At 39.3% G+C, this 22,041-nt stretch carries 22 protein-coding genes; 10 read left to right on the forward strand and 12 right to left on the reverse strand.

Annotated features, from left to right (window positions below; genetic code table 11):
* Nucleotides 1-80 precede the first annotated feature (80 nt).
* The 10 genes from JG479_RS12105 to JG479_RS12150 all read right to left on the reverse strand — a co-directional run bounded on the left by JG479_RS12105 (nt 81) and on the right by JG479_RS12150 (nt 9,984).
* Nucleotides 81-1,112: an FAD:protein FMN transferase gene (locus JG479_RS12105; RefSeq protein ID WP_138489514.1), complete on the reverse strand. Its 1,032-nt coding sequence runs from the start codon at nt 1,110-1,112 to the stop codon at nt 81-83.
* Nucleotides 1,113-1,221: 109 nt separating this feature from the next.
* Nucleotides 1,222-2,451: an NADH:ubiquinone reductase (Na(+)-transporting) subunit F gene (gene nqrF / locus JG479_RS12110; RefSeq protein ID WP_002958895.1), complete on the reverse strand. Its 1,230-nt coding sequence runs from the start codon at nt 2,449-2,451 to the stop codon at nt 1,222-1,224.
* A gap of 18 nt (nt 2,452-2,469) precedes the next feature.
* A complete protein-coding gene (gene nqrE / locus JG479_RS12115; protein WP_002958896.1) occupies nt 2,470-3,078 on the reverse strand; it encodes an NADH:ubiquinone reductase (Na(+)-transporting) subunit E in 609 nt (202 codons plus the stop codon).
* Nucleotides 3,079-3,088: 10 nt separating this feature from the next.
* The gene (locus tag JG479_RS12120) at nt 3,089-3,721 is read right to left on the reverse strand and encodes an NADH:ubiquinone reductase (Na(+)-transporting) subunit D (RefSeq protein ID WP_002958897.1); all 633 of its coding nucleotides are present in this window, start codon (nt 3,719-3,721) and stop codon (nt 3,089-3,091) included.
* The gene (locus JG479_RS12125) at nt 3,721-4,473 is read right to left on the reverse strand and encodes a Na(+)-translocating NADH-quinone reductase subunit C (RefSeq protein WP_002958898.1); all 753 of its coding nucleotides are present in this window, start codon (nt 4,471-4,473) and stop codon (nt 3,721-3,723) included. Before JG479_RS12125 ends, JG479_RS12120 begins: the two co-directional genes overlap by 1 nt.
* Complete coding sequence (locus tag JG479_RS12130) at nt 4,466-5,668, reverse strand: NADH:ubiquinone reductase (Na(+)-transporting) subunit B (protein WP_002958899.1); 1,203 nt, start codon at nt 5,666-5,668, stop codon at nt 4,466-4,468. The genes JG479_RS12125 and JG479_RS12130 overlap by 8 nt, the downstream gene beginning before the upstream one ends.
* 4 nt (nt 5,669-5,672) lie before the next feature.
* Complete coding sequence (locus JG479_RS12135; protein ID WP_024596562.1) at nt 5,673-7,016, reverse strand: Na(+)-translocating NADH-quinone reductase subunit A; 1,344 nt, start codon at nt 7,014-7,016, stop codon at nt 5,673-5,675.
* A 676-nt stretch (nt 7,017-7,692) separates the two neighbouring features.
* A complete protein-coding gene (gene fabV, locus JG479_RS12140; RefSeq protein WP_039486801.1) occupies nt 7,693-8,886 on the reverse strand; it encodes an enoyl-ACP reductase FabV in 1,194 nt (397 codons plus the stop codon).
* A gap of 113 nt (nt 8,887-8,999) precedes the next feature.
* Nucleotides 9,000-9,311: a BolA family protein gene (locus tag JG479_RS12145; RefSeq protein WP_024596564.1), complete on the reverse strand. Its 312-nt coding sequence runs from the start codon at nt 9,309-9,311 to the stop codon at nt 9,000-9,002.
* 61 nt (nt 9,312-9,372) lie between these two features.
* On the reverse strand, nt 9,373-9,984 hold the full coding sequence (locus JG479_RS12150; protein WP_039486798.1) for an alpha-ketoglutarate-dependent dioxygenase AlkB family protein: 612 nt from the start codon (nt 9,982-9,984) through the stop codon (nt 9,373-9,375).
* A 42-nt stretch (nt 9,985-10,026) separates the two neighbouring features.
* Between JG479_RS12150 and JG479_RS12155 the strand changes: the two genes are divergently transcribed.
* The 4 genes from JG479_RS12155 to JG479_RS12170 are packed head-to-tail and all read left to right on the forward strand — an operon-like array spanning nt 10,027 to nt 13,782.
* On the forward strand, nt 10,027-11,169 hold the full coding sequence (locus JG479_RS12155; RefSeq protein ID WP_024604970.1) for a methyltransferase: 1,143 nt from the start codon (nt 10,027-10,029) through the stop codon (nt 11,167-11,169).
* Entirely contained in the window at nt 11,170-11,730 is a 561-nt protein-coding gene (locus JG479_RS12160; RefSeq protein ID WP_002958905.1) for a YajG family lipoprotein, read from the forward strand.
* Between the two features lie 2 nt (nt 11,731-11,732).
* Nucleotides 11,733-12,353, forward strand: a complete 621-nt coding sequence (locus tag JG479_RS12165; RefSeq protein WP_200219406.1) for a peptidylprolyl isomerase — start codon at nt 11,733-11,735, stop codon at nt 12,351-12,353.
* 49 nt (nt 12,354-12,402) lie between these two features.
* A complete protein-coding gene (locus JG479_RS12170; RefSeq protein ID WP_200219407.1) occupies nt 12,403-13,782 on the forward strand; it encodes an AmpG family muropeptide MFS transporter in 1,380 nt (459 codons plus the stop codon).
* A 70-nt stretch (nt 13,783-13,852) separates the two neighbouring features.
* Here JG479_RS12170 and JG479_RS12175 read toward each other — a convergent pair whose 3' ends face one another.
* Nucleotides 13,853-14,092, reverse strand: a complete 240-nt coding sequence (locus JG479_RS12175; RefSeq protein WP_002958908.1) for a helix-turn-helix domain-containing protein — start codon at nt 14,090-14,092, stop codon at nt 13,853-13,855.
* Nucleotides 14,093-14,538: 446 nt separating this feature from the next.
* Between JG479_RS12175 and JG479_RS12180 the strand changes: the two genes are divergently transcribed.
* Nucleotides 14,539-14,727, forward strand: coding sequence for a hypothetical protein (locus JG479_RS12180; protein ID WP_024596569.1), 189 nt, complete (start codon nt 14,539-14,541; stop codon nt 14,725-14,727).
* Between the two features lie 49 nt (nt 14,728-14,776).
* Here JG479_RS12180 and erpA read toward each other — a convergent pair whose 3' ends face one another.
* Nucleotides 14,777-15,115 (reverse strand): iron-sulfur cluster insertion protein ErpA, encoded by a 339-nt coding sequence (gene erpA / locus JG479_RS12185; protein ID WP_002958911.1) that lies wholly within the window; start codon nt 15,113-15,115, stop codon nt 14,777-14,779.
* Between the two features lie 321 nt (nt 15,116-15,436).
* Here erpA and JG479_RS12190 point away from each other — a divergent pair, with 321 nt between their 5' ends.
* The 5 genes from JG479_RS12190 to JG479_RS12210 all read left to right on the forward strand — a co-directional run bounded on the left by JG479_RS12190 (nt 15,437) and on the right by JG479_RS12210 (nt 22,035).
* A complete protein-coding gene (locus JG479_RS12190; protein WP_002958912.1) occupies nt 15,437-17,119 on the forward strand; it encodes a chloride channel protein in 1,683 nt (560 codons plus the stop codon).
* Between the two features lie 15 nt (nt 17,120-17,134).
* On the forward strand, nt 17,135-17,569 hold the full coding sequence (locus JG479_RS12195; RefSeq protein WP_200219408.1) for a CopD family protein: 435 nt from the start codon (nt 17,135-17,137) through the stop codon (nt 17,567-17,569).
* A 114-nt stretch (nt 17,570-17,683) separates the two neighbouring features.
* The gene (locus JG479_RS12200; RefSeq protein ID WP_002958914.1) at nt 17,684-18,700 is read left to right on the forward strand and encodes an aspartate carbamoyltransferase; all 1,017 of its coding nucleotides are present in this window, start codon (nt 17,684-17,686) and stop codon (nt 18,698-18,700) included.
* A gap of 33 nt (nt 18,701-18,733) precedes the next feature.
* A complete protein-coding gene (hemL, locus tag JG479_RS12205) occupies nt 18,734-20,014 on the forward strand; it encodes a glutamate-1-semialdehyde 2,1-aminomutase (RefSeq protein ID WP_024596268.1) in 1,281 nt (426 codons plus the stop codon).
* 179 nt (nt 20,015-20,193) lie between these two features.
* Entirely contained in the window at nt 20,194-22,035 is a 1,842-nt protein-coding gene (locus tag JG479_RS12210; protein WP_200219409.1) for a methyl-accepting chemotaxis protein, read from the forward strand.
* Nucleotides 22,036-22,041 lie beyond the last annotated feature (6 nt).

Consider the following 22,041-nt stretch of genomic DNA (forward strand, 5'->3'; position numbering starts at 1 on the left):
CAATAAATTAAACTCAAATATTTTTGAGCGACTGCTATTATATACCCAAATAACACGGAAATAAACAAGTCAGCACCATACTATAAATAAGACTTAAATGCTGGGCTTGAGTAGGTAATTAAACCCTCTTTTGATTTACCTATCAAATAAACCGGTAAATCATGTTGCTCAGCATAAGCTTGCGCTTTTTGCATCCCCATTACAGTAAGTGCCGTCGCTAAACCATCTGCCGTCATAGCGCTTGGATGAAGCACAGTTACCGACACTAAGTCGTGCTTAATAGGCATACCTGTTGCTGGATCAATTAAGTGGGTATAGATCTCGCCATCCATTTTATAAAAAATACGATAATCACCCGATGTCGCTATACCACTTGTACCTGGCGATAAAACACGGTGTACCTTACGCTCTCCAGGTTGTGCATCTGGTTGCTCAATCGCGATTTTCCAATCCTGATTATTTGGCTTTTCACCCGCTATACGCAGCTCACCACCAATCTCAACCATGTAATTAGTAATGTCGTGGCTTTCTAATAACTGGGCAACTTTATCAATACCATAGCCCTTAGCTGTTGCCGAAAAAGAAAGCTCCAGTCCATTAACTGTTTTAGCCAGTCCTTGCTCATTTAAGATAAGTTTATCAATGCCTATTTTTTCAACCATACTTGCAAGCTCGTCATCACTTGGGCGATTAGTTGGTTTTTTATCAGGCCCAAAGCCCCATAAATCAATTAAAGGTCCCATCGTTACGTCGAGTGTTTTAGTCGATTCACCCAAGCGAATAGACTCGCTTATAACAGCCCTAAAATCTTCGCTAATTGGCATAACTTGATTTGCAGGTAATCTGTTAAATGTATTTATTTCAGAGTCTTCTATGTAAGTAGACATAGATTGGTTCACATCTTTTAAAACAGTGTCTATTTGCAGCTGTAGTTGTGAAGCCGATAGCTGGGCTTGCTCATCATAATATTTAATATGATAAGTGGTACCCATAGTCTTACCTTCTAAAAAGGTTTCTTTTAACTCTGGCTTTTCACCACACCCAGACAATAATAAAGTCAGTGTAATTAGTAAAAAGGCCATTATGCCCTGTGAAGTACTTACTCGATTCATAACAGCTCTACTTAATAGATTGATAAAATTAAAGAATAAAAAAAGCCTCGTAACACAAGTGCTACGAGGCTGGTATTTTAACCAAAACTAAACTGTTTTGGTATTAGTGTTAGCCACCGAAGTCATCTAGTAAGATATTTTCGTCTTCAACACCTAAATCTTTAAGCATAGTAATAACTGCCGCATTCATCATTGGAGGACCACACATGTAGTACTCACAATCTTCAGGCGCTTCGTGATCTTTAAGATAGTTCTCAAATAACACGTTATGGATAAAGCCAGTATAGCCTTCCCAGTTATCTTCAGGCTGTGGATCTGAAAGTGCTGTATGCCATACGAAGTTAGGATTTTCAGCGGCTAGGCCGTCAAAATCTTCTACGTAGAACATTTCACGCTCAGAACGTGCACCATACCAGAAGCTCATCTTACGTTTAGAGTTCAAACGTTTAAGTTGGTCAAAGATATGAGAACGCATTGGCGCCATACCAGCACCACCACCAACAAATACCATTTCTGCGTCAGTGTCTTTAGCAAAGAACTCACCAAATGGACCCGAAATAGTTACCTTGTCGCCTTCTTTAAGTGACCAAATGTACGAAGACATTTTACCACATGGCAAGCTAAGGTTTCTTGGAGGTGGAGCAGCAATACGCACGTTAAGCATAATGATGCCTTCTTCTTCTGGGTAGTTAGCCATTGAGTAAGCACGAATTGTTTCTTCGTCTACTTTTGACTCCAGATCGAAGAAACCAAAATGGTTCCAGTCGCCACGATACTCTTCAGGAACATCGAAATCTGCATATTTAACATGGTGAGGTGGAGCTTCGATTTGGATGTAACCACCCGCACGAAACGGCACTGACTCGCCATCTGGAATTTGCAGCTTAAGTTCTTTGATGAACGTTGCTTTGTTATCATTAGAGATAACTTCACAATCCCACTTCTTAACACCGAAAATTGACTCTTCAAGTTCAATTTCCATGTCATTTTTAACATTTACCTGACACGCTAAACGACAGCCTTCACGGGCTTCACCTTTAGATATGTGATCAAGCTCAGTTGGCAGAATATCACCACCACCTTCTTTAATGTGTACACGACACTGACCACAAGAGCCACCGCCACCACAAGCAGATGATACAAATATACCTGACTCAGATAGTGCGCCTAAAAGCTTACTACCTGCTGATGTTTTAATGGCTTTATCTGGGTCGCCATTAATGCCGATGATAATATCGCCACTTGCAACTAACTGAGATTTAGCACCAATGATGACTAAAACCAGTAGTACAACGATAGCGATAAAAACACCAACGCCTAAGAAAATCTGATAATCCATGATTTATCCTCGCTACCTTTACAGTGAAATACCAGAGAATGACATAAAGCCAAGTCCCATTAAACCAACAGTGATGAAGGTAATACCTAAACCACGTAAGCCGTCAGGTACGTCTGAGTATTTCAGTTTCTCACGGATACCTGCAAGTAATGTAATTGCAAGTGCCCAACCAACACCAGCGCCAATACCATAAACAACAGACTCGCCGAAGTTATAGTTACGCTCAACCATGAATGATACCGCACCAAATATTGCACAGTTAACTGTGATAAGTGGTAAGAAGATACCTAACGCGTTGTATAGTGCAGGGAAAAACTTATCTAATGCCATTTCAAGAATTTGCACAAGTGCTGCAATAACACCAATGAAAGTTAAGAAACGTAAAAAGCTAAGATCTGCATCTGGGTAACCTAACCAAGTTAGTGAACCAGGTGCAAGTACCGCATGATAAACCAAGTTGTTTACAGGTACAGAAATACCCAATACAACTATAACCGCTATGCCTAGGCCAATTGATGTAGTTACTTTTTTAGATACCGCTAAAAAAGTACACATGCCTAAGAAGAATGACAACGCTAAGTTCTCAATAAAAACGGCTTTTACAAATAAACTAATATAATGTTCCACTATTTGCCCCTTACGCTTTAGCTTCTACTTGGTCTTTCTTATAAGTACGCAGTACCCATATGAATAAACCAATGATGAAGAATGCACTCGGTGGTAAGATCAATAGACCCATAGGCTGATACCAACCGCCATCTTGCACTAATGGGATAATATCAACACCGAATAGTGAACCCTTACCAAATAGCTCACGAATGAAACCAACAGTAAGTAGTACTACAGAGTAACCTAAGCCGTTACCAATACCGTCAAGGAATGACATAAGTGGTGGCGACTTCATCGCGTATGCTTCAGCACGACCCATTACGATACAGTTAGTAATGATTAGACCAACGAATACAGAAAGCTCTTTTGCAGTAGCATAAGAAAATGCCTGTAATACTTGGTCAACAACGATTACCAATGATGCGATAATGGTCATTTGTACGATGATACGTACAGATGATGGGATCTGGTTACGAATAAGCGAGATAAAGAAGCTCGAAAACGCAGTTACAAGTGTCAATGCAATTGACATGATTAACGCATTTTTTAAGCTAGACGTTACCGCTAGCGCAGAACAAATACCAAGTACTTGTAGTGCGATTGGGTTGTTAGCTAAAACCGGACCAAATAGGACCGCCTTCATTTCTTTAGTATCAGCCATTATTTCAATGCTCCTTTACGTACTTTCGCAAGGAAAGGGCCAAAGCCATTTTCGCCAGTCCAAAAGTCAACTGCATGATCAACACCGTTAGACGTTAATGTAGCACCTGAAAGACCATCGATCTTATGCTCATCATTGCCCGCAGTACCTTTAACAATTTGAATTGGAAGTTCTTTACCTTCCCATGTAGCAGTCCACTGTGGATTTTGGATTTCGCCACCAAGACCTGGGGTTTCATTATGCTTGTAAAAGATAATGCCCTTAACTGTTTCACCATCGCTTTCAAGCGAGATAAAACCGTACATCAAGCCCCATAAGCCGTAGCCTTGGATAGGAAGAATGATTGCATCAACTGAGCCATCTTCTTTTTTAGAGATATACACCGGTGACTCTTTAGTCACACGTTGAATACCAGCAATATCTTTAACGCCTTTCTCTTGAAGAGAAACACTTAGCGCTGCATCATATTTGCTTTTTTCAAAGTCAAAGATTGTTGGGTCTGTATCTACAAACTCACCTGTAGTCATGTTTACAACGCGCGCTTCGATTTTTGCATCAAATGTTTCAAGAACATTTTCAACTTTGTCGATGCCCGCAGCAGCTAAGATATTGCTTTGAATATCTTTGTTTTTATTAGCTTGCTGTAAAGGACGAAGCTGTACAGAAGCAAACGATACAATGATTGCACACACTAAACATAGTGCTACAACAACTGATAACGTTTTGCCGATTGATTCGTTATTACTAGACATTACGTGCCAACCTCCGCTTAATATTAGCCTGCACTACAAAGTGATCGAACAGTGGAGCGAACAAGTTAGCAAATAAGATTGCTAGCATCATGCCTTCTGGGAAAGCAGGATTCACAACACGTATCATAACCACCATAAAGCCAATTAATAGACCATATGCTAATTTACCTTTGTCAGTAAATGCAGCTGATACAGGGTCAGTAGCCATAAAGAACATACCAAACGCAAAGCCACCAAGTACAAAATGCCAATACCAAGGCATTGCAAATACAGGGTTAGTTTCTGAGCCAACAGCATTTAATAAAAATGCAGTTGCTACCATACCTAGGAATACACCTAGTACGATGCGCCAAGAAGCGATACGAACGTAAATTAAGAACAAACCACCTACTAATAATGCAAGTGTAGATGTTTCACCTACAGAACCTTGAATGAAACCATAAAACGCATTCCACCATAATTCCATGTTTGCAAAGTCAAGTGTGCCAGCAAATGCTTGGCCTAGCATAGTTGCACCAGAGAAAGAATCTACTGCTGTCCATACTGTGTCACCTGAGATTTGAGCTGGGTATGCAAAGAATAAAAATGCACGACCGGCTAAAGCAGGGTTTAAGAAGTTACGGCCAGTACCACCAAAGATTTCTTTAGCGATTACTACACCAAACGTAATACCTAACGCAACTTGCCATAAAGGAATAGTTGCTGGCAAAATAAGTGCAAATAATACAGAAGTAACGAAGAAACCTTCGTTAATTTCATGCTTACGCACTGAAGCAAATATAACTTCCCAGAAACCACCTACTGCAAATGTTACAGCGTAGATAGGTAAGAAGAAACATGCTCCATAGAACATCTTAGCGCCCCAGCCTGCGTCAGCGGTTAACTCGCCACCGAATAACTGGAACAAACCAACTTGCCACGTGTTTGCTAGTTCAAAACCTTGTGCTAAAGCACCAGCGGCCTGATGACCGATATTGAACATACCAAAAAACATAGCTGGGAACGTCGCCATCCACACTAAAATCATCATACGTTTTAGGTCGATGTTATCGCGTACGTGTGTCGCGCCTTTATTTACGTAGCCTGGTGTATAAAAAATAGTTGCAGCTGCTTCATACAGTGCATAAAACTTTTCATATTTACCACCGGCTTCAAAATTCGGCTCGATATCTTCTAGATATTTTTTTAAACCCATCTCTCTAGCCTTCCTTCTCGATCGTAGTTAAGCAATCGCGTAGGATAGAACCATACTCGTATTTGCCTGGACAAACGAAGGTACATAACGCTAAATCTTCTTCATCAAGTTCAAGCGCGCCCAATGAAATTGCACTGTCTAAATCACGTGCAATTAAGTCACGTAATAATAAAGTAGGCAAAATATCTAACGGCATTACGCGCTCGTAGCTACCAATTGGTACCATGGCACGTTTTGAACCACCTGTTGACGTTGTCATTTTAAATAAACGACTTGGTGCAAGGTGAGAAAGGAATGTACGCGTTACAGAGAATTTATCACTACCTGGTGCAATCCAGCCAAACAATTCTTTTTCGCGACCTTCAAGTAAAACAGATACTTGAACGTGGTAACGACCTAAGAATGCATGAACACCGTTTGAAATAGAACCCGATAGAACAGAACCAGAAATAACGCGGTTATCTCCGTCTTCTAACTCACCAGCCACTAAATCATCCAATGAAGCACCTAATTGTGTTTTCACTAAACGTGGGTTTTTAACGCGAGGACCTGCAAGCGAAATAACACGATTTGTGTAAATTTCACCAGTAAGGAATAAGTGACCATACGCAATAACGTCTTGGTAACCAATATGCCAAACTTGTTTGCTAACAGAAACTGCATCAAGATGATGGATATGAGTGCCAACGAGGCCAGCCGGATGCACACCACCAAACTCATGTACTTCTACTTGAGCTATAGATGAGCTAGGAACTTGGCTGCCTGCTTTTTTACACACAAATACTTTGCCATCGGTCAAACGCGAAACAACTGCAAGACCCGCTTCAAATGCTTGCGCATTTTCTGCAATAATTACTGCAGGATCTGCAGCTAATGGGTTTGTGTCGATTGCGGTCACAAAAATAGAACTAGGATTTGCATCCACAGCCGCTACTTTGCTGAATGGGCGAACACGAAGTGCTGTCCACTGACCAGACTGGATAAGTACTTCTTTGGCTTTTTCGCGCTCTAAGCTCGGAAGCTCGTCTGCTTTGAAAGAGTCAAAGGTGATTTGCTCACTGCCTGCTACTTCAATAACAACAGATTGCAGCACACGTTTAGCACCACGATTTATTTCTTTTACTGTACCAGAAGCTGGAGCAGTAAATAGGACGCCTGGGTTCTTTTTATCTTCAAAAAGTACCTGGCCTTTTTTGACTTGGTCATCCACACGAACATGCATGGTTGGACGCATACCGATAAACTCTTCGCCAAGCACAGCTACACGTTTGACAGCAGAACCGTCATGTATAACTTGCTGTGGCGCGCCCTCTAAGGGTAAATCCAGACCTTTTTTTATGTTGATCATACGCACTTGCATTACATTAAAGGAAAGAAACTGAAAAATCGTATCAACCACGTCGCCATTTGAGTTATTCCAAGTTATATCAAGGTACAAAAGAGCAGCTTGCTAGAGATATCAAACAAGCAACGTAGTAAAACTCATCACATATTGTCGAGATTTTAACATCATTTTAGATGACTATGCGAGTGTATTTATGAAAATTATACGACAGAAACACTTATTTAGTTTTGTTAAGTGAATTAAATAAAAATCAAGCTAGACCAAAGTGGTAGCCTAAGCAATTATCATTCCTGATTTCATCGTAAATTCAACAAATCGCATAATACAAAAAAAGCCGCGATAGCGGCTTTTTATAACTAGGGCCTGTTGACCTTTCAGGATTAAAATTTGTTCAATCTAGGGGCTATTTAATCGCGGCGTGAGGTTTGTAACCTAGTGGGCTAAGTAAAAACCGAGCAAAGCTTCCGCGTCCAGCTCACGCCCCTTACCTACATCCATGTAGGCAACAAAGAGTAAATAGCCCCTAGGCAGAACCCTTTGGGCAGCGCATGTTTGGCATTTATTCCACGTTATCGCCCATTTATGGGGAATAACCACACTACATAGGCTCTGCCTTGCCTAAATACCAAACAGACTGCTGCAAATTTAACCTCGAAAGATAAACAGGCCCTAAGTTCTGTTAGTCAATCATATTGGCAATTGGCTTAACTGAATCTACATCTTGATCGTAGTCAACACTATCTATACCAAAACCAAATAAGCGTAAAAACTCATTATGGTAACCAACATAATCTGTTAGCTCATCAATGCTGCTTGTATCTACTTTATCCCAAACAGCTTGCACGCGAGCTTGCACGTCGTCTTCTAGCTCTTTGTAGTTTTGGAATAAATGTCCACCGTCGTCAAAGCGAGGTGATTCACCATACAAGTTTTCACTAAATAAAGCGTGAATTTGCTCAATAGTGCCTTCGTATGTGCCATCTGCTTTCATAACTTTAAATAAAGCAGAGATATATAGCGGCATAATAGGAATAGCAGAACTTGCTTGCGTTACCACAGCATTAAGTGATGAAACATATGCCTCACCATTTAAATCTTTTGTTGATTCTTTAATAGCAGCGGTTGCACGGTCTAGATCTTCTTTAGCCTTACCAATAGTAGCGTGTCCGTATATTGGCCATGTTAGCTCTTTACCAATATAAGTGTACGCAGTCGTTTTAAAGTTATCGGCTAATACATCCGCTTCTTTTAATGCGTCAATCCACATTTCCCAATCTTCACCGCCCATTACTTTAATGGTGTTGTCGATATCGTCTTGGTTTGCAGCTTCAACAGTAATTTCATCAATTTCACGCTTTGATGTATTTAAGTTTTTAGTAGTAACGGCATTTCCAATTGGCTTAAGCGTAGATGAGTACACTTCGCCCGTATTTGGGTCTGTACGACGAGGAGACGCTAAGCTGTAAATAATACAATCTACTTTGCCCAAATCTGCTTTAATAGTGTCGATTGCTTTTTGTTTAATTTCGTTAGAAAACGCATCGCCATTAATATTTTTAGACCAAAGGCCTGCTTCGTCTGCTGCATCTTGAAAAGCAGCGGTATTGTACCAACCAGCAGAACCTGTTTTGCGATCTGTACCTTCTTTTTCAAAGAAAATACCTAATGTTTTAGCACCACCACCAAACGCAGCTGCAATGCGCGAAGCCAAGCCGTAGCCTGTTGATGCGCCAATAACTAATACATTTTTTGGTGCATTTTTTAATGCGCCTTGTTGTTTTACATAGTTAATTTGTTCTTGAACATGCTCTGCACAACCAGCTGGATGTGCGTTTGTGCAGATAAATCCACGAATTTTAGGCTTAATGACCATTGATCATCCTATATCTTTTACAATAAAAATTAGCGCTAGTTTAAAGGCTAATACTAAAAACACTGATCTGATCAGTTAACCACAAGTGTAACAATCAAATCGCTATTAATTATTTAAGCTAATTTAGAGCCGCCCATACAATTAGGTGAATCAGGTGCCTCACCGCCCTGCTCTGTATACTCATCGGGTGTATATGTATGAATTGCAAGTGCATGAATATGATTTGCTAATTCATCTTTTAGAATTTCATTAATTTCACGATGGCGCTGCAATAAGCGTTTACCTGTAAAACCTTCGCTAACCACTATTACTTTAAAGTGTGATTCAGTGCCCGCACTGTGCATATGGCTTTCGTTAATTACGTTTAAATGTTTACACGCAATAGCGTTGCTTATTTTTTCTTGGATCTGTTGCTGCATTGACATAAAAGACCGTTTTAATTAGCTAATTTATACACTTACTATAACAATTTAACGCAGCGCTTGGCTAACTAAATTGCTTTTGTTTAATGTGCTTAATAAATCGGTAAGTTAAACTTATTCGAGGATGTGCAAGCGTTGTTTGCTTAGGTATTGCATGTTGATAATCTCGCTGGCTATGTCCATTCATTATTAAACAGCTGCCACTTTGTAATTTTAAGTCGGTTACTTTATTGCTCGCCTTGTGCTTTAACTTTAGAATCCGATCAGCTCCTAGAGAAACACACACAATTGTTGGTTTATCACCAAGCTCTATTTCATCATCACTGTGCCAGCCCATCGTATCATTACCATCTCGGTAATAATTAACGAGTAATGAGTTTAGAGGCTGATTTAAGTGCGCCTCTAAACGCCTTCTCATATTAAGTAACAATTCATCCCATGGCTCTACTATTTGCTTACTACTTGAATAGCCGTATTCAATATTTAAATCGCTCATGAAGCATTGTAGCCGTGGAATAGGCCCCGTTTTACCATAAACAGTTACATCGGGTTGCTGCCAACGTAGGTTTTTTTGCAAATAATAAAATAGATCGAGGCTTTTTTGTGCACTAAGTGCCCTACTTTGATAAGAAAAGCCATTTGGTAACTGTTGGGGGTTGGCGTTTTGCCGTTGCATGTTAGAATTTACCTACATTAGATTACTGATCAACGAACCATTATGACGACGCAAGCCCAGCTAGGCGATAAAACCTTTACTCTTGAACGCTTTCCTTTGGATCAAAAAAACCGCAGCTTACAAGCGTGGGATTCGGCAGATGAGTACCTTATCAATTATGTTAACGAACATCACCCTGATTGTCGCTCATTGCTTATTTTAAACGATAGCTTTGGTGCACTTGCTTGTTATTTTAATAAGTTAACGGTTTGTTCAGTTAACGATTCTTATATTAGCCACCAAGCTGCGGCTTATAACTTACAAGAAAACAAACTGCCTACAGCAGATTTTACACAATTAGATAGTTTGTCTGCATTACCGCAGGATGTTGATTTAGTACTTATTAAAATCCCTCGTAATGTAGGTTTTTTACAGTTTCAGTTAAGTGAACTCAGTGAAGTCCTTGCACCTGGTACGCCAGTAATTGCCGCAGGTAAAACAAAAGAAATTCATAACTCAACAATAAAATCATTTGAGCAATTTATTGGTGAAACAAAAACTAGCCTAGCAGTTAAAAAATCCCGTCTTATATTAAGTACAGCTAAAGGCGGATATAAAGCAGCAGACTTCCCTGTAACGTGGGAGCTTGAAGGTACTGAGTTTAATATAACAAACCATGCAAATGTGTTTTCGCGTGATTCGTTAGATATTGGTGCACGCTTCTTTTTTAACTACTTACCAGAAACACCAAAAGCTAAAAGCATTATTGATTTAGGCTGTGGTAACGGAGTTGTTGGATTAATGACGCTTGCTCGTTGCCCTAATGCATCAGTTACCTTTGTTGATGAGTCTTACATGGCAGTAGAGTCGGCTCGGTTAAATGTAGAAATTAACCTAGGCGATAAATTTGATAACTGCGAGTTCATCGAAAACGACTGTTTAACAGGCTTTGAAAGAGACAGTGTAGATATGGTGCTTTGTAACCCTCCATTTCACCAAGCTCAGGCCGTTACCGACCATATTGCTTGGCAAATGTTTAAACAAGCAAAAGATACTTTAAAAGAAGGCGGTGAGCTGCGTATTATTGGTAATCGTCATTTAGATTATCATGATAAATTAAACCGTATGTTCGGCAACTGTAAGTTGTTAGGTTCAAACAAAAAGTTTGTCGTTTTAAGTGCAACAAAAAATAGTGGAATGCTATAAATGAAAATAACAAACATTATAATTGGGTGTTGTGTATTACTGATACTTGGTGGCTGCGCGAATCAGCCTAGCCAAGTAATACTTAACCCTGTTTATAAAAATGGTCAAATAAGCACTATAAATAGTAGCTTAAGTACTAGTGTAATTGATTTACGTGGCGATACATCAACACTTAAACTTATTGAGTCAGACAAAACTAAAACCTTTGCAAGCCAAGGTATTACCAGCTCTATTAAAAGTGTGTTAGACAGCGCCCTTAGCCGTAATGGAGCCAGTATTTCTAACTTAGCAACGGTTCGCTTTGAAGTAGATATTCATGCATTGCAAGCTGTTGTAACCGAAAAGCTAGTGAGCCATACCAGCGAAGCCCACATAGAACTTGGCGTGCGTGTTATTCGCGCCTCAAGTAACTTTAGTAAAGTGTATAGAGGTAGTGCTAATTTAGAAGGCCCATTTAGTCATGAGCGAGCAAAAATAGAAGGTCAGCTCAATAAGTTGACTGAGCAAGTTATTACCCGCATTGTATCTGACCCTGAATTAATAGAATTTTTAGAAGGTTAACTATGAAACGACTTTTTTTAATCTGCTTAGGCCTATTCTTTAGTGTAAGTAGCTTAGCAGCCCAAGAAGGCCGCTTTGTGCAAAAGGACAACATTTTTCCACGCGTAGAAATTGTAACCTCAATGGGTAGCATCGTGGTTGAACTAGATCGTTCTAAAGCGCCCATCACAGTCAATAATTTTTTAACTTACGTGTCAGATAAAAGTTATCAAGGTAGCGTTTTTCACCGTATTGAGCGCGATGTAGAAAATGATCGCGACTTTGTTATTCAAGGTGGCGGTTACGATAAAGACTATGATGGCCTACATGAAAATGACCCTATTTTTAATGAAAGCGGTAACGGTTTAAAAAACGATATGTATAGCATTGCTATGGCCTATCAAGATAGACAACCGCACTCAGGAACTCGCCAATTCTTTTTTAATATGGATAATAACGATCACCTAAATCCAGGGAAAGATTGGGGCTTTGCAGTATTTGGTAGCGTAATGGATGGTTACGACACGCTTGATAAAATTATGACTGTTGAAACCGGTTTTAATGAAAAAATTGGCTACGATTTCGTACCTAAAAAACCTATTGTCATCTTAAACATTAAAGTGCTTGAACAAGTCCCACTATAATTTTTTAAGAGCAGCTTAGCTGCTCTGCATCAAAGCCAATGAAGGCCCTATGAGCAAATCTCTCTCTATTAGCGAATATTTTTCTTACTTTAAAGACAAACGCTTAATCCACATTTTCATATTTGGTATGAGTAGCGGTTTTCCGTGGGTTTTAATTGGCTCTGTTATGTCTGCTTGGCTAAAAGATGAAGGGCTAAGTCGCAGTATGATAGGCCTATTTGGCATTGTATTTGGCGCTTACAGCATAAACTTTTTGTGGTCACCACTCATTGACCGTACAAAACTTCCTATTTTATATAAATGGCTAGGCCTACGTCGCAGTTGGATACTATTTTGCCAAAGTTTTATTTTTATTGGCACCTTGCTATTAGCAGGGCTTGATTTAAAAGCTAATTTGGCAATTGTTGCTGCGATTTGTTTATTAATCGCCATTGCTTCGGCTACTCAAGACATTGCTATTGATGCCTTTAGAATAGACACACTAAGCGAAAGCGAATCACACAAAGCAACCGCTGCAGCCGCCATGGCAACTTCGGGTTGGTGGACAGGTTATGCACTTTTAGGCGCCATTCCATTTTACATGGCCGATATCCCCTCGCTCGACTGGCCACAAATTTATTACTTTTTAGCTGCCGTAATGCTGCTGTTAATGAGTGGAGCACTTTTTGCAAAAGAGCCCGAAACTAATCGCGAAGCAGTACATGCTGAACTTGAGCGTGTGTACCTTAAAAAACTGTCCTCTACAAAACAAACTCCTTTAACAAAAACTGTTGCGTGGCTTGCGGTAACCGTTATTGATCCCTTTAGAGCTTTTTTTACTAAAAATGGCGTTAAAACAGCACTAGCATTACTTGCGTTTATTTTCTTATTTAAAATAGGCGAAGCGTTTTTAGGGCGCATGTCGATTGTGTTTTATAAAGAAATTGGTTTTAGTAATAGCGATATAGCTACATTTTCGAAGGTAGGTACAGCGGTACTTACAATCATATTTACCTTTGTTGGCAGTTTATTTAATCAAAAATATGGCATTGTTAAGGGTTTATTTGTAAGTGGTATTGCAATGGCTGCTTCAAACTTAGCCTTCTCGTGGATTGCTTTAGTTGGCCCTGACCTAAGGCTGTATGCCTTTGCTATTGTTATTGATGGCTTTACGCAAGCGTGGTCGTTGGTCGCTATGGTGGCCTTTATATCGATGTTATGCGATAGAGCATTTAGTGCAACGCACTATGCATTACTGGCGTCATTAGGGAATTTAGGACGAACATTGCTTTCAAGCTACAGTGGTGTAGTAATTGATGATTGGTTAATGGGAAATTGGTCGCTGTTCTTTATTTTAACAGCCTTAATGGTTTTACCTTCGTTGATATTTTTATATCTGATTAGGCATAAGTTGTATGAGCTTGAGAAGAATTACCACAAAAATATTTAATGCATCCCTGCATTAACATATTGCTTAGCACTATCAAGTGCCCCTTAAAGTGTACTAAGCAATTATTGAGTTAATCTACTTTTAGCAAGCTAAGTGCTTCATGTGGATCAACTTCTAGAGCTGTACAATAGCGAACAAACTCAATTACATCTAAGCGGCGTTCTTGATTTTCAATCTTGCCGATAAACGAATGAGGCGTTCCAAGCACTTGTGCTAGGCTTCGCATTGTATGACCCTTTTCATGGCGCTTAGTTTTAAGCCACTTTGTTAGCTTCGCATTTTCTTCAGAAGAAACTGTTTTGCCCATCATTTTACATCTCCTACTAGATGATTTGACGTACCCATTAAAGCAGTAGTTTCCATCAATAGCCGTAGGCAGGTAAGCAGTCATACTTTCAATAGCAAGCTATTGCTTAATAAAGCATGTGTTGCTACTCACTCCACCAACACAGCTAAAAACTACACTAATAATATGGTAAAGATTTGTTTTTATTGAGAATGAAATTTTGCCCGTCTCATTCTTGGATACATTATATACTATTAACACTTTGGTTAAATAATTAATTACATACTCGGTAAAAAATCAACCTGAACGAACATTTATAAACACTGAATATTTAACCTAAGTTATCAGAAAATATTAAAAAAATAATATTACCTTCATAAAACAGCTTAAAAATATTTATAACATATTTGTTCCTTTTTAATGTTACACGTTTATTATTAAGCAATAATTTGCACTGAAAAGGCCAAGTAATGTTCAGACTTCTTTTTTTATTACCTATCGTGTTGTGTTTAGGTTGGTACTTTTTTTTGCGCCACAACGGCGTACCAATTAAACAAGGTAAAAAAGGCTTTATGTATATTTTAGCGTTTTCAGCCTTTGTGCTCGGCTTTTTTGTATTGATAATGCAAATTACCGAATACGCACCAACTGATTTGTAGGCATTAAAAAAGCCGCAAAAGCGGCTTTATTCTATTTAGCGTTTGGCTGTTAAACGCTAAAGCTTGCACCACAACCACAAGTTGTTGTTGCATTTGGATTAGATACAAAAAAGCGTGCGCCTTCTAATCCTTCAGTGTAATCAACCTCACCATCAACCAAATATTGAATGCTCATTGGATCAATAACGAGTGTTACACCATTTTTTACAATTTCTAAATCGCCAGGATTCGCTTTTTCATCAAAAGTAAAACCATATTGAAAACCAGAACAACCACCGCCTGTTACATAAACACGCAGTTTTAAATCTGGGTTTTCTTCTTCGTCGATTAACTGTTTAACACGAACAGCAGCTGCATCGCTGAACTTAATTGGTAATTCTTCAGACATTTTAAAACCCTCAATATCGCAATGGCGTGATTATCTAATACCCGAGTGTTTTAATCAAGTATAGTAAAACAACTCTTTCCTCTAAGTTATATCTATAAATTAGTAAAAAAGTGGCCAAACATTAACTAGCTAAAATAATACTTAAGCAAACTAAAAGCGACCTTTATACGCTATAAACTCATTAAATATTTTAGTTATAGGCAATAGGTCTTAATCTTCATTGCAAATTGTTAATATAAGTTACGAAAATTTCAAAATCACAAGGACTTAGCTAAACTCTTTTGCTAAAATGCTGATGAAGAATACAGCGAGGAATTATGCATGTGGCTTGAGCAACTCAGGCGTCGGCTGGCAAAACCTAAAACATCTGTACAATTATGCTTATTAGGCGTAGTTGCCGGATTAATTGCTGCATTTTTTATTATTTTATTTCGCTTAACCATTTTGTTTTTCCAAAGCTTATTTTTAGAAACACCTGACGACTTTACTACCCTACCAACACTTGAACGTGTACTAATGCCTTTAGTTGCTGCATTACTAATAGCCACGTTTGCTGCCTTTACTGGGTTTAAACATTACCGCTTGGGTATCCCCTTCGTTATACACAGAATTAAACGTCACTACGGGCAAATGCCTTTATACAATACGGTTAATCAATTTGTTGGTGGCGCACTTGCTCTCATTAGCGGTTTTTCAGTTGGCCGAGAAGGGCCTTCCGTGCATATGGGCGCAACGGGGGCGAGTATTTTGGCAGATAAGCTACATTTACCGCATAATGCCATGCGTACTCTAAGTGGTTGTGGAGTAGCGGCAGGTATAGCCGCGTCGTTTAATACTCCACTTGCAGCCGTTATTTTTGTAATGGAAGTGGTACTTCGTGAATATAAAGTACACATATTTGTACCTATCATGCTTGCCGCTGTTACTGGCGCACTGGCCACACAGTTTGTTTTTGGTGAAGGTTCAGAGCTTGCACTCATTACCATAGCGCCATTGAGTGGTTGGCATTACCCTTATTTAATATTATGCGGCATGGCGCTGGGTGCTATTGCATTTAGCTTTAATCAAAACTTAATGCTAATTATTAAAACATTTAAACCTTTAAGTATGTTCCCTCGTTTATTAATTGCAGGATGCATTGCCAGCTTAATAGCTTACGCAGTACCTCATGCTATGGGCTCTGGTATGAGCGCAATAACTATCGCGGTTGAATCTCCTGATGACGTAAAGCTACTCACAACTATTTTAATCGCTAAACTACTTGCTACATTGTTTGCTATCGGTTTGGGTATTCCGGGCGGTTTAATTGGTCCGGTAATTGGACTTGGCGTATTAATTGGTACATTAATGGCTTTTTTTGCTCAGTTTATTAGTCCTGGCACTGATATAGCGGGTACTTATGGCGTGTTAGGTATGGCTGGATTAATGGCCGCCACATTGCATGCGCCACTAGCTGCTTTAACAACAGTCATGGAGCTTACATCGTCACCTGAAATAATTGTTCCAGCTATGCTTGTGATCACCACGGCTTATGTAACAGCATTACAGTTTTTTGGAAATCGCTCCATATTTTTGCAGCAATTAGATTTTCAAGGATTACCGTACCATGTATCTCCCGCTACCGAAGCATTACAAAAAGTGGGGATAATGGATGATATGGATGAAGACTTTAAATTGCTTTATTCAGACGATAAAGTGCAAATAAAAAGCACATTAGATGCCATGGATAGCCAAACTCCGTTAATTGTTTTTGACGAAGAAAATGGCTATCGTCTCGCTGAATACGATTTAACGCTAATGTCTAATGAAACAATAAATATAAATTATATTAGCTTGCAGGGCATCAGTAGTCAGGCCACCCTAGCCGATGCTTTCGATATCCTAAAAGATAAAAGAAGTGGCGCGCTTTACGTTTATAACCTTTTAGATAATCAACAAATTATGGGGCTATTACGCTGGGATCAAATTCATCATATTTTAACCATTCGTAACAGCTTACTTTAAACAATAAGGACTATTATGAGCGCATTATTGATTTATAAAACACTCCACATATTTTTTATGATTGCGTGGTTTGCCGGTATTTTTTACTTGCCTCGATTATTTGTATATCACGCTATGAGCGAGGAAAGATCATGCAACTCTATGTTAAAAGTTATGGAGCGCAGACTACTTTATTTCGTTACCCCATTTGCTGTATTAACCGCTGTATTTGGTGTATTAACCATTGTTGAATATGGTCGTGATTGGTTTAGATACAGTATGTGGTTGCACTATAAACTAGTGCTGGTGATCATATTATATATATACCACGGCTACTGTTTTAAGTTATTAAATGACTTTAAACATGACCGCAACACTAAGACAGACCGCTTTTATCGTATTTTTAACGAGCTCCCAGTTATTGTGTTGCTCATCATAGTGGCGCTTGCGGTAATAAAACCTAATTTATAAGCGTTTCGGTGCATGTTAAACTGCGCTGCAATTTACAATACTTGCTATAACACGCGCGATTGCGTGCTCCATTTATGGATTATCGCGCCCATTTGATTGATTAGGAATAACCCTATGTTAAGTTTCCAAGGTGAGCATATACTGTCTGTAAATCAGCTAGACAGAGACTGCATTGAACGTATTTTTGCAGTAGCAAAAAAAATGGAGCCTTATGCTAAAAAGCAAAAGCAAACTACGGTGCTAGAAGGCGCTATTTTAGCTAATTTGTTTTTTGAACCAAGCACTCGTACACGAGTTAGCTTTGGCACCGCCTTTAATTTACTTGGCGGTGGCGTACGTGAAACTACAGGTATGCAAAGTTCAGCCCTTGCTAAGGGTGAGTCTCTTTACGATACCGCCCGCGTTATTTCAGCTTATGCTGACGCTGTTGCTATGCGCCATCCTGATGCAGGCTCAGTTAGTGAATTTGCTGACGGCTGTACTGTACCCGTTATTAATGGCGGCGACGGCCCAAATGAGCACCCTACTCAAGCATTGCTTGACTTATTAACCATTGAGCGCGAATTACATCGTTTTGGTCAAAATATTGATGGTATGCATATAGCGCTTGTGGGCGATTTAAAGTATGGCCGCACAGTGCATTCTTTATCTAAACTATTGTGCCATTATAAAAACGTAAAGTTTTCGATGGTCGCGCCTGACGGCTTACAAATGCCAACAAGCATTTTAGATGCAGTAGAAAATGCTGGCCATAAAATTGAGCTAGTAAATAAGATGGAAGGTAATTTAGCAGCCGATATTGTTTACCAAACACGTATTCAAGAAGAGCGTTTTCCTTCGCAAGAAGAAGCAAATAAATACCGTGGCGGCTTTAGGATTAGCCAATCTATTTACAGCGCCCACTGTAAGCCTAACTCAGTATTAATGCATCCTCTTCCACGTGATAGTCGCTTAGAAGCCAACGAGCTTGATAACGACTTAAACAGTAACGACAATTTAGCAATATTTCGCCAGGTACAAAATGGCGTATTAATTCGTATGGCACTGTTTGCTTTAACACTCGGCGTAGAAAACAAAGTCGATAAGTATGAAGTAGACGTACCTTGGTTTAGCCGCAAACGCGACAGCTAACCCCCTTTTAAGTGACAATTTATAGGATTTTTCATGACAATTAGCCAAGACTTATTTGAACGCGCCCAAGCTTCTATTCCTGGTGGCGTAAATTCACCAGTTCGTGCTTTTAATGGTGTAGGCGGTACGCCACTATTCATTACAAAAGCAGAAGGCGCGTTTACATTTGATGCCGACGGTAATCGTTACATTGATTATGTTGGCTCTTGGGGGCCTATGATCATGGGCCATAACCACCCTGCAATTAAACAAGCCGTACACGAAGCTGTAGAAAATGGCCTTAGCTATGGCGCACCAACTGAAGCCGAAATATTAATGGCTGAAAAAGTAAAAGAGCTAGTTCCATCAATCGAAAAAGTACGCATGGTTAGCTCAGGCACTGAAGCGACAATGAGTGCAATTCGTTTAGCACGTGGCTTTACCGGTCGCGATAAAATATTAAAATTTGAAGGTTGTTACCACGGTCACGCTGACTCGTTATTAGTTAAGGCAGGCTCTGGTGCACTAACAATGGGTGTGCCTAATTCTCCAGGTATTCCTGAAGACTTTGCTAAGCATACACTTACAGTTTCGTTTAATAATCTAGATGAAGTAAAAGCTATTTTTGCAAAATACGCAGACGAAATTGCCTGTATTATTGTAGAGCCAGTAGCCGGTAACATGAACTGTATTCCACCAGTGCCTGGATTTTTAGAAGGTTTGCGTGATGTGTGTGACGAATATAAATCAGTACTTATTTTTGATGAAGTAATGACAGGCTTTCGTGTTGCACTTGGCGGTGCACAAGCTTATTACAACATTAAACCAGATCTTACGTGTTTAGGTAAAGTAATTGGCGGCGGGATGCCAGTTGGCGCGTTTGGTGGTAAAACTGAAATAATGGATTACATTGCGCCTGTAGGACCAGTTTACCAAGCAGGTACTCTTTCTGGTAACCCTATTGCAATGGCTGCAGGTTTAAAATCACTTGAGTTATTAAGTGAGCCTGGCCTTCACGATAAGTTAGAAGCTATTTCAAAAGCAATTTGTGAAGGCTTTGAAGCTGGTGCTAAAAAAGCCGGTGTTGCGCTAACAACTAACTATGCGGGCGGCATGTATGGATTCTTTTTTACTGATGCTGAAAAAGTAACAACCTACAAGCAAGCAACTGAGTGTGACCTAGAGCGCTTCAAACGTTTTTTCCACCTTATGCTTGAAGAAGGCGTTTACCTTGCCCCATCAGCATTTGAGGCTGGTTTTGTATGTGCTGCACATACTGAACAAGAAGTAAAAGACACAATAGCGGCAGCGGAACGCTCGTTTGCTAAACTTTAAGCTAAAAATTTCTATTTATACATTTGTAACCACTTGTTTTTAAGTATGTAATTAAGACTAAAGATTGAAAAAAGCCCGAAAGGGCTTTTTTTATTTGTAATGTACTATAAATGAATGATAATTAAGCGTAACAAGGTCTATTCACCTTTACCCTAATACAAAAAATACAAGAGAGCCTTATGTCAGGATTACGCCAATTTTCTTTTCCCGCTATCCAGCTAATGGCAAACTTAAAATACAAAACTAAAATCAGCTTAATGTTTGGAATTTTACTCGTTCCTCTAGCACTTAGTTTGTTTTTTTTAGTCTCGTTATTAAGTGAAAGTATTGCTGTTTCAAAAATGCAGCAGCAAGGCTTAAAAGGCTACAGAGCTATACTTTCAAATCAAATGCAGGGAGATACGAATCAAAATATAAAAATAGCTCGTTCACTCGGCTTTGACATAAAAGACACTCAAGCCAATGAAGTACTTGAACTTGTTTCTATTCAATCAAATCTAGCCTTAGACAGTCAATTAGCAAGCGCTTATGTAAACCGCTCTTTAGTCACACCAATTCCTGCACTTATAATGCAAATAAACTCAACAGCGCAAAGCGCTAATACTGTTTTAGCTAGTAACCGTTTTACGCCCGATACGTTTATAGCACTTTCAAATTTTAGTAAGTCACTTCCTTTATACGAAAAACAACTCGATAAAATACTCAATGTAGCCACCAATGCAGATAAATCAGTAAACAAAGCGCTTATGCCTTCGTTAAATAATTTACACAGTGCTGTGGATGCATTTAAAAAAGCGATAGATGAAAAACTACTTGAACCAGACGATATTCTATTAACTCAAGCAGAGTTCACTAAGCTAACAAACAACGTTCACAGTAGTATTAATCAACTTGTTAGTAAGAGCATTCCAACACTTGAGAGCCTTATAGAGGCAAAACTACAAACTCAACAGTGGACACGAAATCTTGTTTTAGCTGCTTCATTGATTAGTTTGCTATTTGCATTTTATTTGATGATTGGTTTTTATTTTGCAGTTGTTGATACCATTAATCGCTTTGCTGATGCCGCGAATAGAGCCGCGAATGGCGACTTAAATGCAACTATCGATTCGAGCACTAATGATGAAATGGGAATTATTGCATCGCGCTACAACGCACTACTTAACGCATTTTCACATTTATTATTTGATGTTAAAGCAAGTACAGAAGAGCTATGCGATGCAACTAAATCGCTATCACATGCGAGTAGCGAAACAAGCAATGATGTTTCAAAACAGCAAATTCGAGTCAATGCCATTTATAATGCACTAAGCGATATGGCTCAAAACGCACTTGCAGTTGAAGAGTCAGCGCATCAAGCTACGCTTACCGCACAAAATGCTGCTGCTCATGTGAAACAAGGTTCAGATAATACAATGGAGCTTGCTAAATATATGCAAGACCTCCAAATTGAATTTGCAGAGAGCCAACAAGCGCTCGATAAACTAGCACAAGATAGCCAAGAAATTAGCAAAGTAAGTAAAGGGATCAGTGAAATAGCCGATCAAACAAACTTGCTTGCACTTAATGCCGCTATTGAAGCCGCGCGAGCCGGCGAGCATGGCCGTGGATTTGCCGTTGTAGCTGATGAGGTAAGAACACTTGCTCAGCGTACACAAACACAAACCCAAGAAATACATCAAATTATTAGCTCTTTACAACAAGCATCTGACGACACTCAGCAAAAAATGCGCTCAAGTGTTGAAAAAATGGAGCAATCAGTAAAAGCAGCCAATCAAACCAATGAAGTATTACAAAGTGCAGAGCAAAGTATGGGCGATATTAAACATCAAGGTGAAGTAATTGCAGAGCGTGTTAAACAGCAATCAAATGCAACAACACAGGCATTAAATGATTCGCAAGAAGTGAGTAATTTAGCAGATCAAACGCTAACATCAGCTCAGTCAACGCTACAAGATGCACAGCAATTAAGTCGCTTATCTAATGATTTAACCAAATCAATGCAGTTTTTTAAATCTTAAGCGTTA

This window comes from Pseudoalteromonas sp. LC2018020214, from assembly GCF_016598755.1.
GTDB classification, from domain to species: Bacteria; Pseudomonadota; Gammaproteobacteria; order Enterobacterales; family Alteromonadaceae; genus Pseudoalteromonas; species Pseudoalteromonas distincta.